This is a genomic window from Sinorhizobium sojae CCBAU 05684 (assembly GCF_002288525.1).
In the GTDB taxonomy this organism is placed as follows: Bacteria; Pseudomonadota; Alphaproteobacteria; order Rhizobiales; family Rhizobiaceae; genus Sinorhizobium; species Sinorhizobium sojae.
Genome location: NZ_CP023067.1, coordinates 1,199,329 through 1,224,058 on the forward strand (window position 1 = coordinate 1,199,329; position 24,730 = coordinate 1,224,058).

The 24,730-nt window shown below is 62.5% G+C and carries 26 protein-coding genes; 9 read left to right on the forward strand and 17 right to left on the reverse strand.

Going from position 1 to position 24,730, the window contains the following annotated elements; genetic code table 11:
- Positions 1–14: 14 nt before the first annotated feature.
- From derI to SJ05684_RS05990, 8 genes are all read right to left on the reverse strand, one after another.
- On the reverse strand, positions 15–452 hold the full coding sequence (gene derI / locus SJ05684_RS05955) for a D-erythrulose-4-phosphate isomerase (protein ID WP_034854741.1): 438 nt from the start codon (positions 450–452) through the stop codon (positions 15–17).
- Positions 453–500: 48 nt separating this feature from the next.
- On the reverse strand, positions 501–1,268 hold the full coding sequence (locus SJ05684_RS05960) for a triose-phosphate isomerase (protein WP_034854740.1): 768 nt from the start codon (positions 1,266–1,268) through the stop codon (positions 501–503).
- Positions 1,265–3,061, reverse strand: a complete 1,797-nt coding sequence (locus SJ05684_RS05965; protein ID WP_083846134.1) for a dihydroxyacetone kinase family protein — start codon at positions 3,059–3,061, stop codon at positions 1,265–1,267. The genes SJ05684_RS05960 and SJ05684_RS05965 overlap by 4 nt, the downstream gene beginning before the upstream one ends.
- A gap of 4 nt (positions 3,062–3,065) precedes the next feature.
- Positions 3,066–4,007 carry a sugar phosphate isomerase/epimerase family protein gene (locus SJ05684_RS05970; protein ID WP_034854739.1) on the reverse strand — a complete coding sequence of 314 codons (942 nt, stop codon included), beginning with the start codon at positions 4,005–4,007 and terminating at the stop codon, positions 3,066–3,068.
- Positions 4,008–4,051: 44 nt separating this feature from the next.
- Positions 4,052–5,590, reverse strand: a complete 1,539-nt coding sequence (locus SJ05684_RS05975) for a tripartite tricarboxylate transporter permease (RefSeq protein ID WP_095694220.1) — start codon at positions 5,588–5,590, stop codon at positions 4,052–4,054.
- A 36-nt stretch (positions 5,591–5,626) separates the two neighbouring features.
- A complete protein-coding gene (locus tag SJ05684_RS05980; protein ID WP_034854737.1) occupies positions 5,627–6,127 on the reverse strand; it encodes a tripartite tricarboxylate transporter TctB family protein in 501 nt (166 codons plus the stop codon).
- A gap of 88 nt (positions 6,128–6,215) precedes the next feature.
- Complete coding sequence (locus tag SJ05684_RS05985) at positions 6,216–7,202, reverse strand: tripartite tricarboxylate transporter substrate binding protein (RefSeq protein ID WP_034854736.1); 987 nt, start codon at positions 7,200–7,202, stop codon at positions 6,216–6,218.
- A gap of 75 nt (positions 7,203–7,277) precedes the next feature.
- Positions 7,278–8,312: a 4-hydroxythreonine-4-phosphate dehydrogenase PdxA gene (locus SJ05684_RS05990; RefSeq protein WP_034854735.1), complete on the reverse strand. Its 1,035-nt coding sequence runs from the start codon at positions 8,310–8,312 to the stop codon at positions 7,278–7,280.
- A gap of 190 nt (positions 8,313–8,502) precedes the next feature.
- Between SJ05684_RS05990 and SJ05684_RS05995 the strand changes: the two genes are divergently transcribed.
- Positions 8,503–9,189 carry a GntR family transcriptional regulator gene (locus tag SJ05684_RS05995; RefSeq protein WP_034854734.1) on the forward strand — a complete coding sequence of 229 codons (687 nt, stop codon included), beginning with the start codon at positions 8,503–8,505 and terminating at the stop codon, positions 9,187–9,189.
- A gap of 49 nt (positions 9,190–9,238) precedes the next feature.
- Here SJ05684_RS05995 and SJ05684_RS06000 read toward each other — a convergent pair whose 3' ends face one another.
- The 4 genes from SJ05684_RS06000 to SJ05684_RS06015 all read right to left on the reverse strand — a co-directional run bounded on the left by SJ05684_RS06000 (position 9,239) and on the right by SJ05684_RS06015 (position 13,603).
- Positions 9,239–10,087 carry a carbohydrate ABC transporter permease gene (locus SJ05684_RS06000; RefSeq protein WP_034854733.1) on the reverse strand — a complete coding sequence of 283 codons (849 nt, stop codon included), beginning with the start codon at positions 10,085–10,087 and terminating at the stop codon, positions 9,239–9,241.
- Between the two features lie 3 nt (positions 10,088–10,090).
- The gene (locus tag SJ05684_RS06005) at positions 10,091–11,032 is read right to left on the reverse strand and encodes a carbohydrate ABC transporter permease (protein WP_050980001.1); all 942 of its coding nucleotides are present in this window, start codon (positions 11,030–11,032) and stop codon (positions 10,091–10,093) included.
- A 3-nt stretch (positions 11,033–11,035) separates the two neighbouring features.
- Complete coding sequence (locus tag SJ05684_RS06010; protein ID WP_034854732.1) at positions 11,036–12,064, reverse strand: ABC transporter ATP-binding protein; 1,029 nt, start codon at positions 12,062–12,064, stop codon at positions 11,036–11,038.
- A 66-nt stretch (positions 12,065–12,130) separates the two neighbouring features.
- A complete protein-coding gene (locus SJ05684_RS06015; RefSeq protein ID WP_050980000.1) occupies positions 12,131–13,603 on the reverse strand; it encodes an ABC transporter substrate-binding protein in 1,473 nt (490 codons plus the stop codon).
- Between the two features lie 497 nt (positions 13,604–14,100).
- On the opposite strand from SJ05684_RS06015, the gene SJ05684_RS06020 reads away from it, so the two are divergent.
- A complete protein-coding gene (locus SJ05684_RS06020) occupies positions 14,101–14,529 on the forward strand; it encodes a CBS domain-containing protein (RefSeq protein WP_034854774.1) in 429 nt (142 codons plus the stop codon).
- Positions 14,530–14,624: 95 nt separating this feature from the next.
- Here the strand turns inward: SJ05684_RS06020 and SJ05684_RS06025 are convergent, their stop codons facing one another.
- The 3 genes from SJ05684_RS06025 to folE all read right to left on the reverse strand — a co-directional run bounded on the left by SJ05684_RS06025 (position 14,625) and on the right by folE (position 17,074).
- On the reverse strand, positions 14,625–15,587 hold the full coding sequence (locus tag SJ05684_RS06025) for a patatin-like phospholipase family protein (protein ID WP_034854731.1): 963 nt from the start codon (positions 15,585–15,587) through the stop codon (positions 14,625–14,627).
- Positions 15,588–15,898: 311 nt separating this feature from the next.
- Positions 15,899–16,351 carry a phosphoribosyl-AMP cyclohydrolase gene (gene hisI, locus SJ05684_RS06030; protein WP_034854730.1) on the reverse strand — a complete coding sequence of 151 codons (453 nt, stop codon included), beginning with the start codon at positions 16,349–16,351 and terminating at the stop codon, positions 15,899–15,901.
- Positions 16,352–16,456: 105 nt separating this feature from the next.
- Entirely contained in the window at positions 16,457–17,074 is a 618-nt protein-coding gene (gene folE, locus SJ05684_RS06035; RefSeq protein ID WP_034854729.1) for a GTP cyclohydrolase I FolE, read from the reverse strand.
- A 341-nt stretch (positions 17,075–17,415) separates the two neighbouring features.
- On the opposite strand from folE, the gene SJ05684_RS06040 reads away from it, so the two are divergent.
- The 5 genes from SJ05684_RS06040 to thrS all read left to right on the forward strand — a co-directional run bounded on the left by SJ05684_RS06040 (position 17,416) and on the right by thrS (position 21,316).
- Entirely contained in the window at positions 17,416–17,862 is a 447-nt protein-coding gene (locus SJ05684_RS06040; RefSeq protein WP_083846132.1) for an iron-sulfur cluster assembly scaffold protein, read from the forward strand.
- A 3-nt stretch (positions 17,863–17,865) separates the two neighbouring features.
- Positions 17,866–18,240 carry a membrane protein insertion efficiency factor YidD gene (gene yidD / locus SJ05684_RS06045; protein WP_034854728.1) on the forward strand — a complete coding sequence of 125 codons (375 nt, stop codon included), beginning with the start codon at positions 17,866–17,868 and terminating at the stop codon, positions 18,238–18,240.
- Positions 18,241–18,255: 15 nt separating this feature from the next.
- Positions 18,256–18,663 (forward strand): DUF2267 domain-containing protein, encoded by a 408-nt coding sequence (locus SJ05684_RS06050; RefSeq protein ID WP_034854727.1) that lies wholly within the window; start codon positions 18,256–18,258, stop codon positions 18,661–18,663.
- Between the two features lie 12 nt (positions 18,664–18,675).
- On the forward strand, positions 18,676–19,215 hold the full coding sequence (locus SJ05684_RS06055; protein WP_034854772.1) for a DUF1697 domain-containing protein: 540 nt from the start codon (positions 18,676–18,678) through the stop codon (positions 19,213–19,215).
- 118 nt (positions 19,216–19,333) lie between these two features.
- Positions 19,334–21,316, forward strand: coding sequence for a threonine--tRNA ligase (gene thrS / locus SJ05684_RS06060; protein ID WP_034854726.1), 1,983 nt, complete (start codon positions 19,334–19,336; stop codon positions 21,314–21,316).
- 247 nt (positions 21,317–21,563) lie between these two features.
- On the opposite strand, the gene SJ05684_RS06065 is transcribed toward thrS, so the two are convergent.
- Positions 21,564–22,574, reverse strand: a complete 1,011-nt coding sequence (locus SJ05684_RS06065; protein WP_034854725.1) for an RgsD C-terminal domain-containing protein — start codon at positions 22,572–22,574, stop codon at positions 21,564–21,566.
- A gap of 100 nt (positions 22,575–22,674) precedes the next feature.
- Between SJ05684_RS06065 and SJ05684_RS06070 the strand changes: the two genes are divergently transcribed.
- Positions 22,675–23,259: a nitroreductase family protein gene (locus SJ05684_RS06070; protein WP_034854724.1), complete on the forward strand. Its 585-nt coding sequence runs from the start codon at positions 22,675–22,677 to the stop codon at positions 23,257–23,259.
- Positions 23,259–23,861, forward strand: coding sequence for a flavin reductase family protein (locus SJ05684_RS06075; RefSeq protein WP_034854723.1), 603 nt, complete (start codon positions 23,259–23,261; stop codon positions 23,859–23,861). The genes SJ05684_RS06070 and SJ05684_RS06075 overlap by 1 nt, the downstream gene beginning before the upstream one ends.
- A gap of 103 nt (positions 23,862–23,964) precedes the next feature.
- Here SJ05684_RS06075 and SJ05684_RS06080 read toward each other — a convergent pair whose 3' ends face one another.
- The gene (locus SJ05684_RS06080; RefSeq protein WP_034854722.1) at positions 23,965–24,687 is read right to left on the reverse strand and encodes an aldolase/citrate lyase/malate synthase family protein; all 723 of its coding nucleotides are present in this window, start codon (positions 24,685–24,687) and stop codon (positions 23,965–23,967) included.
- Positions 24,688–24,730 lie beyond the last annotated feature (43 nt).

Below are 24,730 nucleotides of genomic sequence, written 5' to 3' on the forward strand. Positions count from 1 at the left end.
CGGAAGTTGCCTGCCTATTTCGCGGCGTCGAGCCGGTCGATCGCCTGGACATTGGCTGCCGACGGCCCGCTCGGGTCGAATTCGGCGGCAAGCCAGATATCGACGATCGATTTCGCCAGTTCCGGTCCTATGACGCGGGCACCCATGGTGATGATCTGCGCGTTGTTCGACTTCGCGGCCCTTTCGGCCGAATAGGTATCGTGGGTCAAGGCCGCGCGAATGCCGGGGACTTTGTTCGCCGAGATGCAAACGCCGATGCCGGTTCCGCAGATCAGGATGCCACGGTCGTTTTCGCCGACCGCGATCGTCCTCGCCAGGTTCTGTGACAATTCGGCGTAATAGCCCGCCTGGCTGAGATCCCTGACCTGAAGATGACTCCGGCCAGCGAGATGGGCGGCGATAACGTCGAGCAACGGCTTGCCGGCACTGTCTGCTCCGATTGCGATTTTCACCGGGTGTTTCCTTTCAACACTTGTTCAAGACATCCATCGAATGGCTTCTCAGATCGCCCTGGAAACCTGCTGCAGAATGTCGAGGTAGCCGCGGACGTCCCATGCGGCACGGCCGATAAACAGACCGCCGATGTGAGGTTGCACGATCAATTCCTCGCAGTTCCCGGGATTGACGCTGCCGCCGTAGAGAACCGGGACGGTGACGCCGAGCGTCGCCTCTGCCACCTCGGCTATCCGCCTGTGGCGCTCTTCGGCATAGTCGGCGGTGGCTGGAACCCCCTCAGCGCCGATTGCCCAGACCGGTTCGTAGGCGAGCAGCACCGGCGCCGCCTTCGCAGCGCCGTCGAGAAGCGCGAATGCGGCCTCGACCTGGCGACAAAGCACGTGATCGGCCTCGCCGGCCTGACGTTCGGCGAGCGTCTCGCCGATGCAGATTAACGGAATGAGCCCGTGCCGGACCGCAGCCACCGTTTTCAAGCCAACGGTGCGATCGGTCTCGCCGAAATGTGCGCGGCGTTCGCTGTGGCCGAGTTCGACGATGTCGAGGCCACAGTCCTTCAACATCAGCGGTGAGATTTCGCCGGTCCAGGCGCCGGCATCCTCCCAGTGCATGTTTTGTGCGCCGACCTTGACGCTCGTCGCCTTCAGCTTCTCCTTCACTTGCCGGACCGCCGTGAATGGCGGAATGACAAAGCGGTGGACGCGGACGTCGCGCGCCGCATCGGCGGCAGCGAGGCCCTCGGCGAAGGCCGTTGCCTCCGCCAAGGTCTTGTTCATCTTCCAACTGGTGCCAACCCAAAGCCCCGACTTGCTCATGCCTGGCCTGCCGCTTTCCGATTGTGGGCATCGGCGAGGGCGGCCGCGTGTTCTTCCGAAGTCTCGCTGCCGGTCAGCAAGATATTGGGCTCCTTCAGGAATTGCAGGGCGGCACGAGCCGTCAGCGCAAGCGAAATCGCCCCGGCATCCGGATGGCCGATGCTCTTCTCCGCCAGAGGCCGGGCGCGCCCGAGTTTCGGCTCCAGAGCGGACGTCGCATCGGCTGCCTCCTGTGCCGCCTTTGCCGCCGCGCTCCAAGCTTCGACGAGCGACTTGCCCGCATCGGCCTCCCGCTCCAGCGTTTCGACAAAGGGTACCAGCGCGTCGACCAGCGTCTTGTCGCCGACGCGGGCGCCGCCGAGGCGGGTGACGCCGTCGAGCGCCAGCCGGGCACCCCTCACGATCGACGCGTCGCTCACCTCCACGTCGTCGCTGAAGGCCTGGCTCCAGGATCGCAGCGCCAGGCCCCAGATGGCGCCGGACGTGCCGCCGGCGCGATCAGCCCAGGCGTCGCCCGCCGCGGCCAGCACGCTAGCCGCCCCCGCACCTGCGGTAACCGCAGCCTTTGCGGCGTCGACCGCAGCAGCCGAGCCGCGGCGCATGCCCTGACCATGATCGCCATCGCCAGCAAAGGCATCGATGCGTCCGAGTTCGTCCTCCGCTTCCTTCAGCGCGTTGGCGATGCTGTCGATCAGCCGCGCGATACATCTGCCACTCTCTTGCGATGCCTCGGAGGCGGGTTCGAAGGTCAAAGGTCCATCGACGTCAATGAAAAAGTCGGTCGCTTGCTGGGCGGCAATGATCGTACCCTTGCGCAGGACCGGCGCATCGCAGGGCGCGCGCCAGAGCGCTTCCAACTCGTCATTGAGCCAAAGAAGCGTGAGCGAACAGCCCTGCATGTCGAGACTGGTGACGAATTCACCGCATTCGGGGTCGACTACCTCGAGACCCGCCCGCGCCAGCTCCTTGGCAATCGCCGTCCAAAGCACGAAGAGTTCCTCGTATTTGGTCGAGCCCAGGCCATTCAGGACCGCTGCCACCTTTTTCGTGCCTGCCGGTCGCTCCGCAAGCAGTTTGCCGGTCAAGAGCCTGGCAAGATCGCTCGCCGTCGCGACCTTCTCTTCGCTGATGCCGGGTTCTCCATGGATGCCGAGACCGAGCGCCATCTGGCCCGTCGGTACGGTGAAGAGTGGGCCGGTTGCGCCCGGCAGAGTGCAGCCGCCGAAGGCGACGCCGAACGAGACCGTCCGGTCGTTGGCGAGGCGCGCCAGTCGCTCGACTTCGTCGAGCGACTTGCCGGCCTCCGCCGCGGCACCTGCGACCTTGAAGACGACGAGGTCGCCGGCAATGCCGCGGCGCTTGGCCCGCACCTCGACGGACGCGCTCGCTACATCATCGGTCACATGCAGCACGCGCACGTCGATGCCCTCGGAGCGAAGCCTCTCGGCCGCCAGTCCGAAGTTCAAGACGTCGCCCGCGTAATTGCCGAAGCCGAGCAGCACGCCGCCGCCCTGGTCCGCATGGCGGCATACGCGCGCGACGGCGGCCGTCGAGGGTGAGGCGAAGACATCGCCGGCGACCGCCGCGTCCGCAAGACCCGGTCCGACATAGCCTGCAAAGGCCGGATAGTGCCCGGAGCCGCCTCCGACCACGACGGCGACCTTGCCGTTCGGTACCTGGGTTGAGCGGATGACGCCGCCCTTCACGGGGCGAACGTTCCGCGCATAGATCGCGCAGAAACCGGCGAGCGCACTGGTGGCGAAGTCTTCCGGAGCGTCAAAGATCGTGGTCATTGCATCAATGTCCCTGTTCGCGAGGCAGGATGCGCCTCAGGTAATCGCGGTTTGCAGCGCTGACGGAGAGGCCGTCGCCGCCGTAATGCTCGCAGAGGAAGGGGCTCTCGAACCCATGCGCCAAGGCCATGCGGATAGCCGCACGGTAATTGATGAGGCCGTATTCGAGCGGGGCGGGGTGGGTGACGATGACGCCCGAGGCCTCATCCTCCATGCGGGTGTAATTCTTGACGTGCCAGTACTTGGCGTAGGGCGCAACCTTCGCCATCATCTCCATCCAGTGTTCCACCGGCCGGTGCAGGCGGATGAGATTGCCGAGATCGGCATTGATCCCGACATTGGCGAGGCCCACTTCCTCGACGAAGCGGACCGAACTTTCTGCCGTCCCGAGATAGGTGTCCTCGTACATCTCCAAGGCGAGTTCGATCCCGAGCTCTTCCGCATGGCGCCCGAGCTCGCGTATGCGCGACACCGCCTTCTGCCACGTCGCGGCATCGTCGGGATTTTTCACACCGTCGACTGTCCAGAACCACAGGGTCTTCTTTTGCGCGTCCGTCAACGGGCCAAAGAGGCCGAAGGACACCGAACCTGCGCCGATCGCAGCCGCGGTGTCGATTACCCGGTGGCCATAGGCGAGATGCGACCCGCCATGTTCGGGATCGATGACGCTGCGACGCGCGGTGGAGATCGCCGGAATAGCCAGTCCCAGGGACCGCGTCAGTGCCAGGAACTGATCGAGCCTGCCGGAGGAAAGGTCTGCCAGGCGGATCCAGCTGTCCGTTGGATCGAGCTCGGTAAAACCGGCATCGACGATATCGGCAAGTGTTGCGAACCATTCCTCGACCGACTGGTCCTGAACCGAGCGCCCGTCCGCCAGTGTGTTCGGGTACTGGATCATCGCAGCCGCAATCGGCCAGTTGCCGCGGTTCCATTTGCGTGGCGCCATCACGAGCTCCTTCAAAAATTGGATGGTGTTTGCGGGCGGGTGCTTCAGGTCGCCGCGTTGCCGTCGCCGTGCCGTGCCGCCACGTCGTGCTTGCGTCCGCGCAGCGTTCCGATCAGCCAGGCGGCGAGGGGGGAGAGAAGAAGCGCCAGCCCCAGCGTCATCAGCACGGAGACCAGGCCATTCGACCAGAAGATGTCGAGGCTGCCTCCGGACATCAGCATCGACTGCCGAAAGGCATCTTCCGCCTTGTCGCCGAGCACCATAGCGAGCACGAGCGGCGCCAGCGGGTATTCGAGCTTCTTGAAGATGTAGCCCAGGAGACCGAATCCGATCACCAGAAAGACATCAGAGATGGAGTTCGCAACCTGATAGGCGCCCGAAAAGATCACTGAGACGATGATCGGCCCGATGATCGAGAAAGGCACGCGCAGGATCGAGGCGTAGAGCGGTACGGTTGCGATCACCAGGAAGACGGCGACGACGTTGCCGAGATACATCGAGGCGATCAGTCCCCAGACGAAATCGGGTCGGTCGGTGAAGAGCATCGGGCCGGGTGTCAGGCCCCAGATCATGAGCCCGCCCATCATCACAGCCGCGGTTGCAGAACCCGGCACGCCGAGGGCTAGCATCGGCAGAAGCGCAGAGGTGCCGGCGGAATGGTCGGCCGTCTCCGGTGCGACCACCCCACGGGGATCGCCCTTGCCGAACTGCGACTTGTCGCGCGCCGAACGCCGCGCGACGCCGTAACTCATGAAGGAGGCCGCAGTCGGCCCTGCAGGCGTGATCCCCATCCAGATACCGATGATCGTCGAACGGGCGATCGTCAGCCAGTAGCGCGGGATCTCCACCAGTGTGCGGCCGATCTCGGCAAGCTTCACGCGCGCCCTGATGCCGTCGAAGCGCAAGCCTTCTTCGCTCGTGAGCAGGAGCTCGCCGATGCCGAAGAGTCCCATGACGGCAATCAGGAAGCTTATGCCCTTGATCAGTTCGGGAATGTCGAAGGTAAGTCGTAGATTGCCGGAGATCGTGTCCATTCCGATCGAGGCGAGCGCAAAACCAAGCATCATCGACACGAGCGTCTTGAAGGGCGCCTGCGCTCCCATGGAGATGAAGCTCGCGAAAGCGAGGAAATAGACTGCGAAATATTCCGGCGAGGAGAAGCGTAGCGCGAAATTCGCCACCCAACCGGAGAGCAGCGTAATCATGACCACGCCGGCGAGGGCGCCTAGGCCGGCGGAGACGAAGGCGAGCGTAAGCGCCCGACTTGCGTGCCCGGCCTTCGCCATCGGATAGCCGTCGAAGGTTGTGGCGACGGATGACGGTTCACCCGGGATATTGAACAGGATCGATGTGGTCGAGCCGCCGAAAAGTGCGCCCCAGTACATGCAGGAGAGCAGGATGATCGCCGAGATCGGATCCATCGAGAAGGTGAGCGGCAGCAAGAGCGATACGCCATTCGGCGCTCCAAGCCCCGGCAATACGCCGACGAGGATACCGAGCGTCACCCCCAGCATCATCAGCAGGATGTTGTTCCAGCTGAGGATGTGGCCGAAGCCATCGATCAGAAGACCGATATTTTCCATTGTCATTCCTCCCCGCAGTCGGCGCAAGCCGACGGGTCAGTAGAGCCCGAGCCAGGCCTCTACGGGTCCCTTGAGCAGCGGAACCTGGAAGCCGATCTCGAAAACGATGAAGAAAAAGAGCGAAACGCCGATGCCCGCCGGCAGGGCGATCCACCATTTGTAGCGCCCTTGTAAAAACGTCGTCGCGGCGATGTAGAGCGCCGTCCCGACGTAAAGACCGAGCCAGGCGGAAATTGCGGCGAAGGCCAGAAGCGGTAGCAGGAAGGAGCCAACCACCTTCAGTCGCGCCAAGTCGATGAAGATCTCTCCGGCGCTGCGATGTTTCACGAAAGCCTGGACTGCGTTGACGAGGCTGCCAAGAACAATGAGCAGGCCGACATAGAAGGGGAAGTATCCGGCATCCGGCCCCATGTCGGTCCAGCCGGCGCCAACATCGATCGAGCCGTAGCAGACTGCCGCGCCGAAAGCGCCAGTCAGGCCTGCCATGCCGAGCTCCACCGCGAAGCGGGATACCCCATTTGCACTGTTGTCGCTCATGGTCGTAACCTCTCAAGAGGGGAGCGGTCGGGCAAAGCGGCGAGCCGCTCTACCCATTCCGGCTCCATGGCGCACCAGGCGCCGTCGGTCAGTTGGCGAGCCAACCTTCGCGCTTCAGCACTTCGCTGACGGAGGCTTCGTCCGTCTCGATCGCTTCCTTGAGTTTATCCCCGCTGAGATATGCCGGCGACTGCGAGCTGTCTGCGAGGTATTTCTCCCATTCCGGCGTTTCGGAGACCTTGCGCAGGAGCTCGGCGTAGAATTGGACCACATCCTGATCGACGCCGGCCGGAAGCCACACGGTGCGCGGCATATTATAATTGTCGATCGGAATGCCCGCTTCCTTGCAGGTCGGAATGTTGCTCCAGCCCTTGTCCCCGATCACCTTGGTCTTGCTCGCAAGCTTCACGCTCTTGAAGACGCAGAGCGGCTTGACCATGCCGGCCTGCCACTGGCCCAGGTTTTCGCTTGGGTTGTTGACATTGGCATCGAGATGCCCGCCGGCAAGCTGGACGGCCGCTTCGCCGCCGCTCTTGAACGGGATGTAGTTGATATTCGCACCGGTGGCATCGTTGATCATCGAGGTCAGGATCTGGTCGACATCCTTCGATTGGCTGCCGCCGATCTTCAAACGGCCTTCCTTTGCCTTGGCGACGAATTCGGCAGCTGTCCCGTAATCGGCCTTGCCATTGACCCAGAGAATGAATTCGTCGGCGGCGAGTGCCGCAACGGGCGTTAGGTCTTCCGCCTTGTAGGGCACCTTGGCGCGAACCGGCAGCAGGTAGGCATTGTTCGTACCGAAGGCGAGCTTATGGGCGTCGCCCTCATGGCTGGCCGTATAAACGAAGCCTTCGGCACCGCCGGCGCTCCCCTTGTTGGTGACGACCACCGGCGCCTTCATCAACTCGTACTTGGCAATAATCGCCTGAATGGTGCGCGCGAAAATGTCGGTGCCGCCACCCGGGCCGGCGGTGACCACGAATTCGACCGGACGGTTCGGCTCGAAGGCCGAAGCCGGCCAGGCCACACCGAGCATGGCTGCCGTGATGTACGCTATGGAAATGGATTTCTTCATGTCTGTTCCTCCCGTTGAGTTCAATCCGGCGCAACACCTCCCGTGACGCCGGCATCGCTAGAAAAACGCGCGAAGTCAGGCTGCCGCAGAGAGCGCGGCCTTCTTCTTCGCCATGCGAGCCGCAAGCAGGATTGCCTCGCGGCTGGCGCCGACATCGGCGATTCCCTTGCCGGCGATATCGTAGGCCGTGCCATGCGCCGGCGTGCAGAGCGGAAACGGCAACCCGCCCATCATCGTCACTCCCTTGTCGAAGCCCAGGAGCTTCATGGCGATCTGGCCCTGGTCGTGATACATGGTGAGCACCGCATTGAAGCCTTCCTTCAATGCCCGAACGAAGACAGTATCGGCGGGGAACGGCCCTTCGACATTGAAACCGAGTGCTTTTGCCTGTTCCACGGCGGGCTCGATGATCTCGATCTCCTCCATGCCGAAGCTGCCGCCGTCGCCGGCATGCGGATTGAGCCCCGCAACCGCGATCTTCGGCTCGTTATAGCCGGCGTCCTTCAGGCAATTCCGCGTCAATTCGAGCTCTGAGAGTATTCCATCCACGGTAAGGCTGGACGCCACTTGCGAGAGGGGAATGTGCGACGTTACCCGCGCGTTCCAGATCTTCTCGAGCACGTTGAACTCGCGGACCTTGCCGGAAAAGGAAAGCACATCGGCGACGAAACGGATTTCATCATCGTAGCCTGGATAGGCATAACGCATCGCCTGCTTGTTAAATGGCGTGAAGCAGACGGCGCTGGCCTTGCCGGCATGCGCGAGTTCGAGCGCTATGCGGAAATTGCGGGTCGCAAAGGCGCCGCCCGCAAGCGTCGCCTCGCCGTTGATGACATCGGCCGGGTCGAGATGGGCAAGATCGACGAAGACATGACGGGATGTGTCCGCCTTGTCCAGCGTCTCCAGCGAAGATTCCTCCAGATCGAGCGCAATACCGGCCGCCTTTGCACCTTGGTTCAGGATGCGGCGGTCGCCGACGGCAATAATATGCGCCGCTTCGCGGACGTCGCCGAGCGCGAGCAGGTGCGCCGTCAGTTCCGGGCTGATCCCCGCCGGATCTCCCATGGCGAGCGCGATGACAGGACGCCCCCCCTTCGCTTCAGCAGTCATTGAAATCCTCCGCCTTCATGTCTGTGTTGATCAAATATGCCATTCAGCATTCTGCATCAAGTCTTTTGTATTCTGTATGCAGCATTTTCTTATTGACGATTATAGAGCCTGCCTCCATGCTTGAATGAAATACCGCTGATTCAGGGTGGTCGTGGCACCGGTTCGCCGGGGGAAAAGCAGAACGGGAAAAATGAACGAAGTCACATCACTGGAGCGACGGCCCAAAGGCGGGCCCGGCCCGATCCGGCGCACGGCGCTGCACGACACGCTGGTGAATCATCTGCGCGACATGATCATTGAGGGCGATTTGCCCCCGGGCACGCGCCTGCATGAGGGCCAACTCGGCGAGCAACTCGGCGTATCGCGCACGCCGCTTCGTGAGGCGATCAAATATCTGGCGAGCGAAGGTCTCGTCGAACTCGTCCCGAGCCGCGGCGCGGTCGTCAAGCGCTTCAGTGCCAAGGACGTGAAGGACATGCTGACTGTATTGCAGGCGCTCGAAGAGCTCGCCGGCAGGCTTGCCTGCGATGCGGCGAGCGATGCCGGAATAGCCGAGGTGCGGGCATTGCACGACGAAATGGTGCAGCGCTATCAGGCGGGAGACCGGCTGCAATACTACAAGCTCAACCAGCAGATCCACACCGCGGTCGCCCAGCTTTCCGGCAACGCCGCTCTCGCCGACATGCATGGCGTGTTGCAGACGCGGCTGAAGCGCATCCGCTTCATCGGCCATGAAGGTCCCGACAAATGGGCCGCCGCCGTCGCCGAGCACGAGGAAATGATCGCCGCGCTCGAAGCCCGCGACCAGGCCAAGCTGTCGGAAGTGCTGGGCCGGCATCTGGTGAACGCCTGGGAAAGGGTGCGCGACTCGGTGTAACCGCCCCGGCCTCAAGGCTGCGCACCGCACCGGCGAAGCACTTGGGGTGTCACTTGGCGAGTGCGGTAAGCCCGGCCACGAACTGGTCTATGAAGAGCGTATAAAGGATCGAAACCGGGATACTGGCGATCAAGGCGCCGGCGAGCAGCGATCCCCAACGGAACACGTCGCCCCTCACCAGTTCGGAGGGCACGCCAATGCTCACCGTCTTCTGCACCGAGTTCTGCACGAAGGCCAGCGCATAGATGAATTCGCTGGTCGACAGGGTAAAGGCGAATACGACGACCGTGAGGATGCCCGGAACGGCAAGCGGCAGAACCGCATAGACGAACGCTCCGAGCCGGCCATATCCGTCGACCATGGCCTGCTCCTCGATGTCCCTCGGTATCGCCTTGAAGAAGCCGAGCATGAGCCAGGTGCAAAACGGCACGGTGAAGGTCGGATAGGCCACAACCAGCGCCCATAGCGAATTTTGCAGCTCGAGGAAGGCCATCACCTTGGCGAACGGCAAGAACAAGAGCGTCGGCGGAACCAGATAGGTGAGGAAGATGCCTATGCCGAGCGTTTCGCCCCACCGGCCGGCGAGGCGAGCAAGGCTATAGGCGGCGGGAATAACCAGAACCAGTGTGATGACGACGACGAGGGCGCCCACCAGGAAAGAGTTGAGGAGCCAGGTCAGGAACTTGGTGCTGCCGAACAGAAGATCGAGGTTGGCCATGGTCGGCGGCTCAGTGAACCAGAACGGATTGTTCTGCGGGTCGTAGAGGTCCGACTCGCGCTTGAAGGCGGTGATCAGCATCACATAGAAGGGAAGTGCCGAGAACAGCGTGAACAGCCCGATCCCCATATGGGCCCCCATACGCCAACCAGCCCGCTTCGATTGCGCCCGGACATCCATGCGTCAAACCTCCCGCCGGCGGATGAGCAGCAGGACGATGGCCGACAATGCCGTCAGCACCGGAAACATGAAAAGCGCAACCGCAGCGCCCTGTCCCAGGGAGCCACCCTGAACGCCGGTGAAGAAGGCGAGGGTGGTCAGCACGTGGGTGGAATTGGCAGGGCCGCCGCGGGTGAGAATGTAGACCAGCACCATGTCGGTGAAGGTGAACACGAAAGTGAAGAGAACGGCGATGCCGAAGATGGGCAGCATCATCGGCAAGGTTATCTGAAACAGGCGCCGGAAATAGCCCGCCCCGTCGATGAGCGCCTGTTCCTCGACCTCCCGGGGGATGGAATTGAGGCCGGCGAGGACGATCACGGTGCCGAGCGGCAGGATACGCCAGACATTCACCAGGATAATGGAGGCCATGGGCAGCCCCCCGCTGCCGAGCCAGTATAGATTGGTGGCCGGGCCGAGCAACGCCCCCGGATGCCCAAGCAGCCCCGCCTCGCGAAGAGACCAGTCGATGGGGCTGAAAATGGAATCGAACATCCACAGCCACCCGATCACGCTGAGCGAGACCGGCGCTGTCCACGGCAGCAGAATGAGAAACCGCACCAGCCACTTGCCGCGGAACGACCTTATCAGGAGTTCCGCCTGGATCGTGCCGAGCACAAGCACGACCAGGAGCGTCATGCCGGACAGCAGGAAGGTGTTGTAAAGCGTCTGCTGAAAGGTCGGATCGCCGACCAACGCGCGGAAATTCGCCAACCCCACGAAGGGGGCATCCGTTCCGCCGGTCGTGACGTCGCTCAAGCTGTAATAGATGGAAAGGACAAACGGCACGCCCATCAGCGCCACGATGTAGATGATGGCGGGCGCGATGAGGGCGCCGGCGAGCAGCCTGTCGGAGTTGAGCAGCCGCTGCCGCGTTCCGTATTCCTCCAGAACCCCTGTCGCCATCGCTCAGTCCTCTCTCAGACCCGTTGCCGGATCGAAGCGGCGTATGGCTCGGTGCGGAACCTCAAAGGGGTATTCGGCTCCTTCCGCGATATAGCCACTCACCAGCGCCGTCGGCAACGTCGCGAGCACCTCCGGCGGCGGCTCTCTCTCGTCCTCGGCGACGTAGCCATACACCAGGACTTCGCTACCGAGCTCCTCGACCTGGACAACGCGGAATGTCAGCTGCTCCATGTCTCCCGAACCCGGCCCCCGGCCGCGCGGGAAAAAGTCTTCCGCATGGAAACCGATCAGCGTTCCGTTGCGCAGAACGAGATTCATAGGCGGTGACCCCATGAATTGAGCCACGAACGTGTTGACGGGGTTGCGGTAGATATCGAGCGGCGCGCCGATCTGCTCGATACGGCCGGCATTCATCACCGCCACCCGCTCACCGAGACCCATGGCCTCCACCTGGTCGTGGGTGACGTAGATGGTGGTCACGCCCGTCTCCCTGTGCAGGCGCTTCAGTTCCCGGCGTGCAGAATGACGCAGCTTGGCGTCGAGATTGGACAGCGGTTCGTCCATCAGAAAGATCGCCGGCTCTCGCACCAGCGCCCGTGCCAGAGCGACCCGCTGGCGCTCGCCTCCGGAGAGTGCCCGCGGCTTCCGATCCAAAAGATGGCCGATGCTCAAAAGATTGGCCGCCCAGGACACGCGGGAGCGGATTTTGTCCGTCGGCATGCGCAAAGCCTGCAGCGGGAAGGCGATGTTCCTGTATGCCGTCTTGTGGGGGTAGAGGGCATAACTCTGAAAGACCATGGCAATGTTGCGGGTCTTTGGAGGCAGGCGGTTCGCAAGCCGCCCGCCTATATAGACCTCGCCCGATGTGGGCCTTTCCAGGCCCGCGATCGTCCGCATCAAGGTGGTCTTGCCGGAACCGGATGCGCCAAGCAGGACGATGAACTCGCCGTCTTTCACGTCGAGATCGACGCCGTCCACCGCCCTGACCTGGCCGAAGTAGGTATGAAGGTCGCGCGTCTCGAGAGTAGCCACTGCCTTTCTCCTGTCCCGCGGTCGGAAACAGGGCTGGCCCCTGGCCGGGGGCCAGCCTTTCACGGATCAGCCGCCCTGGACCAGTCCGCGCTTACGCCAGGCCTCGAAGACCTTGCGGATCTGGGCCGCCGCATCCTTGACCGCCTCTTCCGGCGCGATTTGCCCGCGCGCAACATTCGCCATCATGTTGGGGATCACGAAGGTACTGAAGACCTCGCCGATGGCCGGATTGGCGTAGCCGGGATGGCCTAGATTGGTCGTCCACTCGGCAGCGGATTTCAGCACCCTGAGCTTGCCTTCGGCCTCGTCCTCCAGCTTGAAGGGATCATTCTCGAACCACGCCTCGGTGAGGTCGTTCAGGGACTTCGCTTCGGACACCGCAGGATAGCTGCGCTGGCCGCTCGCGATCGGCGCTTCCGGGAAGCTCGGCGAATTGTAGAGCTTGCTCTGGTACATGGCCTCGTCGTAGTTCGCGACCAGGTGTGCGATGAACTGCTTGGCCGTGTCGGCACTGTCCCCGGCGAAGGCGGGAATCACATAGTTGTACAGGACGTGGACATTGCCCCAGCCAGTGCCGCCGGGTCCCTTCAGAGCCGGTGTGAAGAAGATGTCCTTGGCGATGTCGGGCCGAGCTTCCTGGGCCGAGCGGTAGGCCGATATCGAGTTCAGAATGTAGGAGGCGCGGCCGGCAATCAGCGCCTGGTTGTTGGAGGCCGCATTCCACGAGAATACCTCGGGCGTCAGGGCCCTGTCGTAAAGGGACTTCATATATTTCACGGCATCGATGGTCCGCTTCAGGTTCTCACCCTGGTCGAGAACGATAGTGCCGTCCTCGTCCTGCAGCGACGTATCGAAAGACCACAGCACGGCGCGTGCGGCCATGTTGGAATCGATTTCCTGCGACAGCCCGATGCCCACTTGCACGCCCTGCTCGTCCTTGATCTTCGCTCCGACATTCAAGAGGTCTTCCCAGGTTACCGGTCCGTCGGCCATGCCCGCCTTCTCCCAGAGTGATTTCCGGTAATCGCCGGGATCGATCGTCCATCCGTGACAGAAGGCGTAGTGCTTCTTCGTCACCGGGTTGTAGCTCACCCGCTCGGCAACGCCGAAAGGCTTGCCGTATCTGCTGGCCATCTCCTGGTTGATGTCCGCCATGTCGATCAGGCTCGGCTCGAACTGGGCGGCCTCCGGCCCCAGTTCGATCAGGTGGTGGCCGGAGCCGGCCGAAATCTCCGAGGCGGTCGTCGCGGCAAGATCGGCGATGTTGATGTAATCCACGCTCACCTGAACGCCGTTCTCTTCCCCCCATTTCTTGGCAAAAGCATCGAACCAGGTGTCGTACGAGGGTACGAAATGGCTCCATTGCAGAATCCTGAGAGTCTTGTCTTGGGCCCTGGCGCTCGTGATGACCCAAGGGGCGACCGCCGTGGCTACGCCGAGCGCGCTGCCAGCCGCGACAAAGGTCCTTCTGGTGATGCGAGCGTCCTTGCCCGTGCGGGCTTCCCCGCGGTGATATTGTTCATGTTTTGTTCCACACATCATCCTCCTCCTCGCTTCGTGCTCCTTTGTGAGCGAAGCTAATGCGGGATGCAGGATCCCGGCATCGATGTCCCCTTTATTTTTACGCCACTTGGTCAGGATTGGCCAGTTTTCGTTCACTTGGAGACGCCGCAGGAGATCTCCTGCAGCCGACCGCAAAACCTATGCTTTGTTTCAACGCGGGAAGCTTCGTGATGGCCTGCGCTTGCAAAGAGCATAGGGGCAGCTGCGGCGAGGCTTGATTTCCCGAGCCTGCCGGAGCACCATTCGTGACGGTCGCCGGCATCCACGGTGCGGCGGCCGCTGAAGGCCGGGCGTCCGGTGCGGCTTCGCGCAGGAGGGGTGCGAAACGCGCGGCGTCGGAAATGGGACGGTTCTGCGGCCGGCTGCATGGATGTGATCGCGACCTTCTTGCGCGATTGGCAGGCGTGCGTCGGATCGATACGGCCGGGATCTCATTCCGTCTGCCCGGCATGATCGTAACGGGAGATGTGTGCATGTCAGTACGAGCAATCCTCAACGAAAAAGGCCGCAACGTCGTGACCGTCACGCCGCAGGTGACGGTGCAGGAAGCGGCGACTTTTCTGCATGACAATCATATCGGCGCCGTCGTCGTCCTCGATGCGGACGATCGGATCGTCGGTATTATCACAGAACGCGACATCGTCGCCGCGATTGCAAAATACGGCGCCCCCTGTCTCCATCAGCGGGTTTCGTCCGTGATGTGGGAAAATGTCTATTGCTGCCGCGAGGAGATGACCGTTCAGACGCTCATGGAAATGATGAGCAAATTGCGTGCGCGCCATCTGCCCGTGGAAATGGAGGGGCGTCTCGCCGGCATCATATCGATCGGTGACGTGGTCAAATACCACATTCGTGCCATGGAGCGCGAAACCGAAGAGATCAAGGCCTATATCGCAGGGTAAAGAGGCGGGGGCGGCGACGGGCCGCCCCTCGCTCCGCGGCGCGAAGGCCGCTGAAGCATGCTTCAACTCGTGTGGGTCTGCGGCAGGTACGCCGGTCAGCGGATCAGAGCTTCCTGCATGCGCCGGATTTCGGTCAGTCTAGCCTTCGCTTCCTGGTAACCGCGATCGATCGCTTCGCCGGCGCGATGAAACTCCGAAAGCCCTATGTCGTTCAGCTTCGGGTGGAGGGCGAGATCCGGCGGATCGCCGGCGAGTCGTGCGCGGGAGATGCGATCCTGAATGATGTTGAACGCCTGGACCATGGCGGTGGTCATGCCGAGGCGCACCGATTGGTGCCCGTTCGCCCTGGCAGGCTCGTCCGGGGTTTCCATGCCGGCATTATGCTTGACGACGGCAGAGCGGCCATAGAGATCGTAGTTCAGGTTGACCGCGACCACCAACTGCTGCTCGTGGGCACGGCAGACCGAAACGGGCACGGGGTTGACCAGCGCCCCGTCGATCAGCGTGCGGCCATTGGCATGGATCGGCTCGAAAATGCCCGGCAGCGCATAGGAGGCGCGAATGGCGGTGATGAGCGCGCCCTTCTCGAGCCATACCTCGTGGCCGCTGTGAACCTCTGTCGCGACGGCAACGAAGGGACGGTCCAGAGACTCGATGCTGAGATCCTGCAGATGCTCCTGCATGCGCTTGGTGAGCCGCAAACCGCCGAACAAGCCGCCGCCTCCGATCGCGAAATCGAGCAGGCCGGCGATGCGGCGCACCGTGAGCGATCGGGCGAAGCTTTCCAGCTCGTCGAGTTTCCCGGCGAGATAACAGCCGCCGACGAGGGCACCGATCGAAGTTCCGGCGATCATGCCGATCTCGATGCCTTCCTCGTCCAGCGCCCGTAACACGCCGATATGGGCCCAGCCGCGGGCCGCGCCGCCGCCGAGCGCGATCGCAATCCTCGGTTTTGCCGGTTGAGGCATCGGTTCCGGAGGGGTAGTCGTCAGTGATGTTCCATGCGGGCCGGAAAGGTCGGTCAACTGGTTGCTGCGCGTAAATGTCCAGTTCAACATCCGGCACCTCCAAGGCCGAACAGATCACCCAAAGCGCGCGTCTTGTTAGGAAGCCCTGCCAAGCCGGCGACGATGCCGGTCTTGTCTGAATTCATCGCTGAAAGACTGGCACCACAAGAGATTTATAACACCGAACCTGTCGCGCCTGCGGCGAGCCCGGTAAACATTGGATACAGCCTGCAATACATTTCGGTTCGCTACAGTGACTGCGGGAACCGCTTGCATCAATAATGATTAGGCGCCCGTTTGGTTGCTAAAAAATGAATATAGCACGGAAGTGAAGCAAGAAAATGCGCATGCCTGCCACGGGCCTATCTCTGGCCGTAGATGTCGGCCGGATCGAAGTGCCTGTGGTCGTCGTCGATCGACGCCGTCGCCTTGCCCTCCTCAACGCCGACCGTGCGGTAGAAGCAGGAACGGCGCCCGGTATGGCAGGTGGCATCGTGGCCGGCGACCGTGACCTTCAGCCAGACGGCGTCCTGGTCGCAATCGGTCCGGATCTCCTTGACCGTCTGCAGGTTGCCTGAGCTCTCGCCCTTCTTCCACAGGCGGTTGCGCGAGCGGCTGTAATAATGGGCGACACCGGTATCAATCGTCAGCGCCAGCGCCTCGGCATTCATGTGAGCGACCATCAGCAATACGCCGTCAAGGGCGTCCGTTACGACGGCCGTCACCAGCCCCTTCTCGTCGAAGCGCGGAGTGAAGGCCGAGCCCGTTTCGAGCTCGACCTTGTCTTTTGGGGGAGGGGCGAAAGTGAGCGGCATCGGCAAGGGACTCCTTACAGCGCGGCACGCCCATTCAGGCGCACGCGCGGCGCTGTAGCAGTTTCGAAGTGCCGCCATCCCTCGAAGGGACGGCGGCAAGGGGGCTTACTTGAAGCCCCTCAACAGGGTCATGAAGCGTGCCTGTTCGGCCGGTTCGGTCTTGAAGGCGCCGGTGAAGGTGGTCGTGAGCGTCGTCGCGCCATGCTTCTTGACGCCGCGCATCGCCATGCACAGGTGCTCGGCCTCGATCATCACCGCCACGCCGCGGGGCGCGAGCGTTTCGTCGATGGCGCGGGCGATTTGCGCTGTCATCGCCTCCTGCGTCTGCAGGCGGCGGGCATAGATGTCGACGGCGCGGGCGATTTTGGAAAGGCCAAGCACCCGCCCGTTCGGCAGATATGCGACATGCGCCTTGCCGATGATCGGCACCATGTGATGTTCGCAGTGCGAATAGAACGGAATGTCCTTCTCGAGCACGATATCGTCGTAGCCGGAGACCTCTTCGAAGGTCCGGCCGAGCACGTCCTCGGCAACGAGGTCGTAGCCTCCGAAGATCTCGCGATAGGACTTGACGACGCGCTGAGGCGTATCCCTCAGTCCTTCACGGGTCGGGTCTTCTCCCGCCCAGCGCAACAATACGCGAACGGCTTCCTCGGCTTCCTTCTGTGTCGGGCGATCGCTGGTGTCGTCGAGCACAGGGAAATTTTTTACGATGGCGTCCATATGGCCCCTTTTACAAGCAATGCGAGATTGCTGACGTTTTACCTTTCGGACAACTCGCCATTGGCCATTCGCCTAACCCTGCAGGCTTGGGTTCCGTTGGCGGGCTCCGGGGCTTTCGGGTCCTGGCTTAGCAGTGCACTGGACCGTCCGGCACGGTTTCCCAAACAACAGGCGACACTTATCCCCTTGCGGAACTGTCACCCCAACACGACATAGCATATAGTATGGTGCCACATGGATGAAAGAGGTTGGGCACGCCACGCCGTGCTTTTTTCCCCTCTACCGGAGAAAATCATGCGCCGATTACCCAAAACCGCGAAAAATCAGTCGGATCGCGTCAAATGATGGATGACATTTACAACAGTCGGATTCTCGAGTTCGCCGGCAACATTCCGCGCATCGGAATGCTCACCGATGCGGATGCGGAAGCTGCGGCGCATTCGAAGCTCTGCGGGTCGAAGGTGAGGGTGTGGCTGAAGATGGACGGCGAGGTCGTCACCGACTTCGCCCATGACGTCAAGGCCTGCGCATTGGGGCAGGCCTCGTCCTCGATCATGGCGCGCCAAGTCGTGGGGGCGAAGGCGGATGAGATTCGCAAGGCCCGCCATGATATGCTGGAAATGCTCAAAGCCGATGGCGAGGGGCCGTCGGGCCGCTTCGAGGACATGCGCTTCCTGATGCCGGTCCGCGACTACAAGGCCCGCCATGCCTCGACGATGCTGACCTTCGATGCGGTCATCGATGCGATCGGCCAGATCGAGACAAAGCGGCTCGCGGCCGCGGTCTGACCTATGTGTACCCATTCCAAGCATGAGCAGGTTCCGGCCGGGCGGGATGTCCCTGGCGGCAGGGGGCGGAATTGGTCCGGGCCGTTCCGCAAGACGCCCGGGCGACTCCTCGGCATGGGGGTGATCCGCATCTATCAGCTGACGCTGTCGAGCTTCATCGGCAGTTCCTGCCGTCATCTGCCGACCTGCTCCGAATATGGTTTCGAGGCAATTGCACGGCATGGCCTCTGGGCTGGCGGTTGGCTGACGCTTTTCCGGGTCGTGCGCTGTGGCCCGGGCGGGACGCATGGTTTCGATCCGGTGCCGGACACGCTCGCGCCGCGCCAGCGCTGGTACATGCCGTGGCGCTATTTTCAGCGGCATCGCAAGGAGGCATGACGAGTGACGATCCCGATGGAGTACCGGAAGGCGTCCGCCGATTTCGAGCGCTTCATCCTGGACGCACGCGACATCGCCGCACTCCAGACGACCAACCAGGCCTACACGATGGTGCAGGCGGTGCTTCAGACCTTTCGCCGGCGCCTCGAGATGTCCGATGCGTTGCTGTTTGCCAACGCGCTGCCGCCGGTTCTGCGGGCGATCTTCATCGACGACTGGGATCTCGAAGAGCCGATCGTGCCGTTCTCCGGCCGTCTCGCCATGACCCGCGAGGTGCAGGCCTTCCGCGGCGATCATAACGTGTCCCCCGATACGGCGATCGCAGACGTTGCCGCGGCGCTGCGCCGCAACGTGGATGAGGCGGTGCTCGACCGCGCTCTCGCGCGGCTGCCGGAGGGAGCCGTCGACTTCTGGCGGGCGTGAGTGGATGAGCGGATGAACAACTATGTTGCCTTGCTCCACAGCATCGTACTCGGCGAGGGCCGCCGCGTGGTGATGGCCGATTTGCGGGCAATGGTGGAACAGCTCGGCTACCTCGCGCCGCGGACGCTCGTCTCAACGGGCAACCTGGTGTTCAGCGCGCCGGAGAGGTCGCCTGCGGAAATCGAAGCCAAGCTCGAATCGGCCTTCGCGGCGACCTTCGGGCGCCATGTGGACATCATCGTGCGCTTGGCCGACGATTGGCTGCGCCTGGCCGCCGGCAATCCCTTCGCGACCGCCGCCGAGGATGATCCGACGCACGTTCACGTCCGGGTCATGCGCGTGCCGTTGTCGCGCGCCGTGCTCGATGACCTCCGGGCATACTGTTTGAAGGGCGAACGCGTGGAACTCGTTGGCGGCGATCTCTGGGTCGACTTCCAAGGCCAGGCAAGCGAATCGAAACTGCTCGGCGTACTGACGACGAGACGCTTGGGCGTCGGGACGATACGCAACTGGAACACGGTCAGACGGCTCGGCGCCATGTTGGCCCAGTGAACGGCCCGACGCCTTTACTCCATTGCCAAAAACCTTTATCAGGCCCGCTTCAATTTACCGGTCCATCCGGGCAACCACACCACCCGCATTCGTTGGCGGGACTGGATAGGAGATGATGATGTCGCATTCCGTTTCCCTCACTTTCCCTGATGGCTCCGTACGTGAATTCGCCGCCGGCACGACTGGCCGGGACGTCGCCGAGTCGATATCGAAGTCGCTCGCCAAGAAGGCCGTGGCGATCGCGCTGGACGGCGAGCTGCGCGACCTGTCGGACGCCGTGAGCGCAGGCAGGATCGAAATCGTCACGCGCGAAGACAAGCGCGCGCTGGAGCTGATCCGCCATGATGCGGCGCATGTCATGGCGGAGGCCGTCCAGGAATTGTGGCCCGGAACGCAGGTCACCATCGGTCCCGTTATCGAAAACGGCTTCTATTACGACTTCGCGAAAAACGAACCCTTCACGCCCGACGACCTGCCGGTCATCGAGAAGAAGATGAGGGAGATCATCGCGCGCAACAAGGCTTTCACCAAGGAGGTCTGGTCGCGCGAGAAGGCGAAGGAGGTCTTTGCCGCCAAGGGCGAGACCTACAAGGTCGAGCTCGTCGATGCGATCCCCGAAGACCAGGACGTGAAGATCTATCACCAGGGCGAGTGGTTCGATCTTTGCCGCGGTCCGCACATGGCCTCCACCGGACAGGTCGGCACGGCCTTCAAGCTCATGAAGGTGGCGGGCGCCTATTGGCGCGGCGACAGCAACAATCCGATGCTGACACGCATCTACGGCACCGCCTGGCATTCGCAAGAGGAGCTGGACCAGTATCTGCATGTGCTTGCCGAAGCCGAGAAGCGCGACCATCGCCGGCTCGGCCGCGAGATGGACCTCTTCCATTTCCAGGAGGAGGGCCCCGGCGTCGTCTTCTGGCACGGCAAGGGCTGGCGCGTGTTCCAGAGCCTCGTCTCCTATATGCGCCGTAGGCTCGAGGGCGACTACCAGGAGGTCAACGCGCCGCAGGTGCTCGACAAGTCGCTCTGGGAGACGTCCGGCCACTGGGGCTGGTATCGCGACAACATGTTCAAGGTGACGGTCGCCGGTGACGATACGGACGACGACCGCGTGTTTGCGCTGAAGCCGATGAACTGCCCGGGCCATATCCAGATCTTCAAGCATGGGCTGAAGTCCTATCGCGAACTGCCCGTGCGTCTCGCCGAATTCGGCGCCGTGCATCGGTACGAGCCATCCGGCGCGCTGCATGGGCTCATGCGCGTGCGCGGCTTCACCCAGGACGACGCGCATATCTTCTGCACGGACGAGCAGATGGCGGCGGAATGCCTGAAGATCAACGATCTGATCCTCTCGGTCTATGAGGACTTCGGATTCAAGGAGATCGTCGTCAAGCTCTCGACTCGGCCGGAAAAGCGCGTCGGCTCCGACGAGCTCTGGGACCGCGCCGAAGCGGTGATGACCGACGTGCTGAAGACCATCGAGGCACAGTCGGAAGGCCGCATCAAGACCGACATCCTGCCGGGCGAGGGCGCCTTCTACGGGCCGAAGTTCGAATATACGCTGAAGGACGCAATCGGCCGTGAATGGCAGTGCGGAACGACGCAGGTCGACTTCAACCTGCCGGAACGCTTCGGTGCCTTTTATATCGACAGCGAATCGGAGAAGCGCCAGCCGGTGATGATCCATCGCGCCATCTGCGGCTCGATGGAGCGTTTCCTCGGCATCCTGCTCGAGAATTTCGCCGGCCACATGCCGCTCTGGATCTCGCCCTTGCAGGTGGTGGTCGCGACGATCACCTCGGAAGCGGACGAATACGGCCGCGAGGTCGCGGCGCGACTGCGTGAGGCGGGGCTTACCGTCGAGACCGATTTCCGCAACGAGAAGATCAACTACAAGGTCCGCGAACATTCGGTGACGAAGGTTCCGGTGATCGTCGTCTGCGGAAAGCGGGAAGCAGAGGAGCGCTCGGTGAACATCCGACGGCTCGGCTCTCAGGCGCAGACGCCGATGTCGCTGGATGAGGCGGTCGCCTCGCTCTCGTCCGAAGCGATGGCCCCGGACCTGAAGCGCCGCGCCGAGAGGAACGGCCGCCGCTGAAGACGGGGACGTTTTTCCAAGAACGCTATCTCGGAGAACGTTATCTCGGAATCAGGGCGGCCGGCGAAGGATTCGCCGGCCGCCCTATTTGATCGGTCAGAGTCTGCCGCCGCAGGTATAAGGGCTGACCTACAGCGCCGCGCGTCTTTTCAGGCGCACAGAGGTCGCTGTAACTCTTTGAATTTGCGCATCGAGCTTTCCGAAAATCCGGTACGGGCCGATTGCTAACGCACGCCCCTCCGTAGCGTCACTCGAATTCCGTAAGGTTCAATCCTGCGCTTCGGTCATCGGGCGCGTCGGTGCCGTGCAACAGCACTTCCACATCCGTATTGACGCCGGCCTTAACGGTGAAGTCGCGCTGGTAGATCTTGTCTTTGTTGCGCGCCACGGCCGTATAGCCGCCTTCAGCGAGGACGAGGGTTGGAAAGGCGCCGACGCTTTCGCTGACGACGTCGCCGGATGAGGTCAGGATCGACCAGGCGGTATCGGCGATCGCCTCGCCGCCCGGCTCCGAGACGAGCTTCAAGGTGAGTTTCGCGGCGCGGTGCTGGATCGTTGCTTCCGTAAGCTTGCCGGCCTCTATCTGGATATCGGCGCGGATCACTGCATTGACCGAGCCGTAGTCCGAAACCACGTGGTAGGTTCCGGCGCTGAGACGCACCACCGTGTTGGGTTTGACATCGGCGACGATCAGCGCGCGCTCGCCATCTTCCTTCACGTCGGAGGAATAAATCGAAAAGCTGAGTTCACTCGGCGGAATGCGTACATCGCTGCCGGAAACGGCGTTCAGCATGACGCCACCGGCGTCGAGTACCAGCACCTGTTTGTCGAGCGTGCCCTGTTCCGGCACGCGGATCTTGCGAGTCGCGCCGGCGCGACCGAAGGCGACATTGACGAAATATTCGCCCGGCACAAGATTGAAGGCCGTGGAGCCGCCTTCGGACGTGGCAAGCAGCGGAAGCTTTCCGTCGCTGCCGGGAATGGGGCTGAAGACGCGCCAAGTCAGGCCTGATTCGACCGCGGGGCCTTCTGTCGTCAGCAATGCTTCCAGCTTCACGTCCTTCAGGTCACCGCTCTGGGTCGGATCGGTGACGATCGTGTTGAAGCCCGTCAGCTTCGGCATCTTGCGGCTTCCCGAAATCGACGGGAAGCTCTTGAAGGCGTCGGTCGCATCTTCTGCCAATGCTCTCTCCGCACCGGCGCCGGCGAGTGCGATCGCCAAGGCCGTTCTGAGAAAAATACGAAAGCGGATGCGCATGAGAGCAGTTGACTTCCTGACTTGGTGACTCCACTTGAGACGCCGGTATGGCATTTTCGTGGCTGTCGGTCCGGCGGCAAGTTAGTGGAATTCGCTTGATATGAAAACTGAAATAAAACTCGCCGACTATCTCGCTTCCCGCAGGTCTATCCCGGCCTTCCAGATGGGGGCGCCGGGCCCGAGCAAAGCCGAGGTGGAGGAGATGCTGAGGCTCGCCTCGCGTGTGCCCGACCACGGCAAATTGGCTCCGTGGCGTTTCATCGTCTATCGGGGCGATGAGAGGGTGCGTATCAGTGCGCGATTGAAGGAGATGGCGCTTGCCGCCAAGCCCGAGCTTTCCGAAGAAATGATAAGGGTCGAGGAGACGCGGCTGACGCGTGCTCCCGTCGTCGTCGCCGTGGTCAGCAAGGCCGCTCCGCATTTCAAGATCCCTGAATGGGAGCAGGTGATGTCGGCGGGCGCCGTGTGCCTCAACCTGCTGATGGCCGCGAACGCACTCGGCTATGCCTCCAACTGGCTGACGGAATGGTATGCCTTCGATGAAAAGGCCTATCCGCTGCTGGGCGTGGAGCCGGGCGAAAGGATCGCCGGATTCATCCATATCGGCACGGCGATGGTGCCGCCGACCGAGCGTCCAAGGCCAGAACTCGCAGAAATCGTTACCTGGGTTGGGGAAGGCGCCTGATGTTCTACAACACCCTCTCCAACAGCCATGGCTTGCCGTATGATCCGTTCAAGGCGATCGTGTCGCCGAGGCCGATCGGCTGGATCGGCACGCACGCGGCGGACGGCTCGCTGAATCTCGCCCCCTATTCCTTCTTCAATGCGATCAGCGACCGGCCGAAGCTCGTGATGTTTTCCTCGAGCGGGTACAAGGATTCGGTGCGGAATATCGAAGAGACCGGCGAGTTCACGGCGAGCTTCGCCAGCCGCAATCTCAGCGAGGCCGTCAATCTGACGTCGGTGGCGGCGCCGCATGGCGAAAGCGAGTTCGCGATTGCCGGTCTGACGCCGGTGAAGGGGACGCTCGTCAGCGCCCCGTTCGTCGGCGAGGCCTTTGCCGCCCTCGAATGCCGGATGACGGAAATCCTCCGGCCGAAGGGGATCGACGGCACCGTCTCCGACAGCTACGTGGTCCTCGGCGAGGTTGTCGGCATCCATATTCGCGAAGAGGCAATCCGCGACGGCCGCTTCGACGTGGCAACCGTCAGGCCGCTCGCGCGCCTCGGCTACATGGACTATTGCGACGGCGGCGATGTCTTTGCGATGATGCGCCCGACGCGTTAGCGCATCGGCCCCGAAAATCGGACCCGGTTTCAAAGCACGATGCGTGGACTCAAAAGCTTACAGCGTCCGTTTTGCGTCCTGAAGGACGCACGGTGCTGTAGCGTCACCTGCCGGCGGCGAGCACCCCTGCTGCGGCGAGCAGTTCAATCTGTTGCGCCGAACGGAGGGCCGCGCCCGAGAAGCCGTTCTCCAGGCTGTTCGTCCAAAGTCGCCGCACGACCCACTCGTCGAGAGCATCGGCGGGGAACATCTCATAGGCCGTGATGGCGGCCTCCCGCGCCCTGAGGATTGCCGTCGCACGACCAAGCCTGACGACGGCCGGGACATCGCCGGTCTCCGTAACGCGCTGCAATCCGCATGCTTCCGCGAGCGCAGAGGCATCGAATATCAGTGCCGACAGACGCGGCGAGGCACCGGCCAGCGGGTGCGGAGAAAGAACGCTCGCCGGCACGCTGGCATATTCCGCAAGCAATGCTGTCTTGCCTTGCTCGAGTCCCGCCGCAGCCTCGGCTACCTTCAGCATGACGTCGGTCTTCTGGATGTCGGCGGGCCCGCGGCACCCGGCCAATACGACACCCTCGATCCGACTGGAAAGCAGCGGGCCGAGATCGGCCTCGTTCAGGTCTTCCGCCGGTCCGATCCGCGCAAACAGGCCACAACTCCGATCCGGTTTCTCGGCGGCAGCGGAAAGCATCTGCATCGCGCCGGCATTGGTCGCGTCGACCACGATGGCCCGGATGGCGCTCAGCCTGTCCGGCGCCGGCAGCGGCTCGGCTGACGTAAGGTAAAGAAGCGGCTTCATGGTTTCCTTAGGGTTAATCGGCATGGTGAACCAATCTTAAACCTTTGACCGCTAATATTCCCGACAT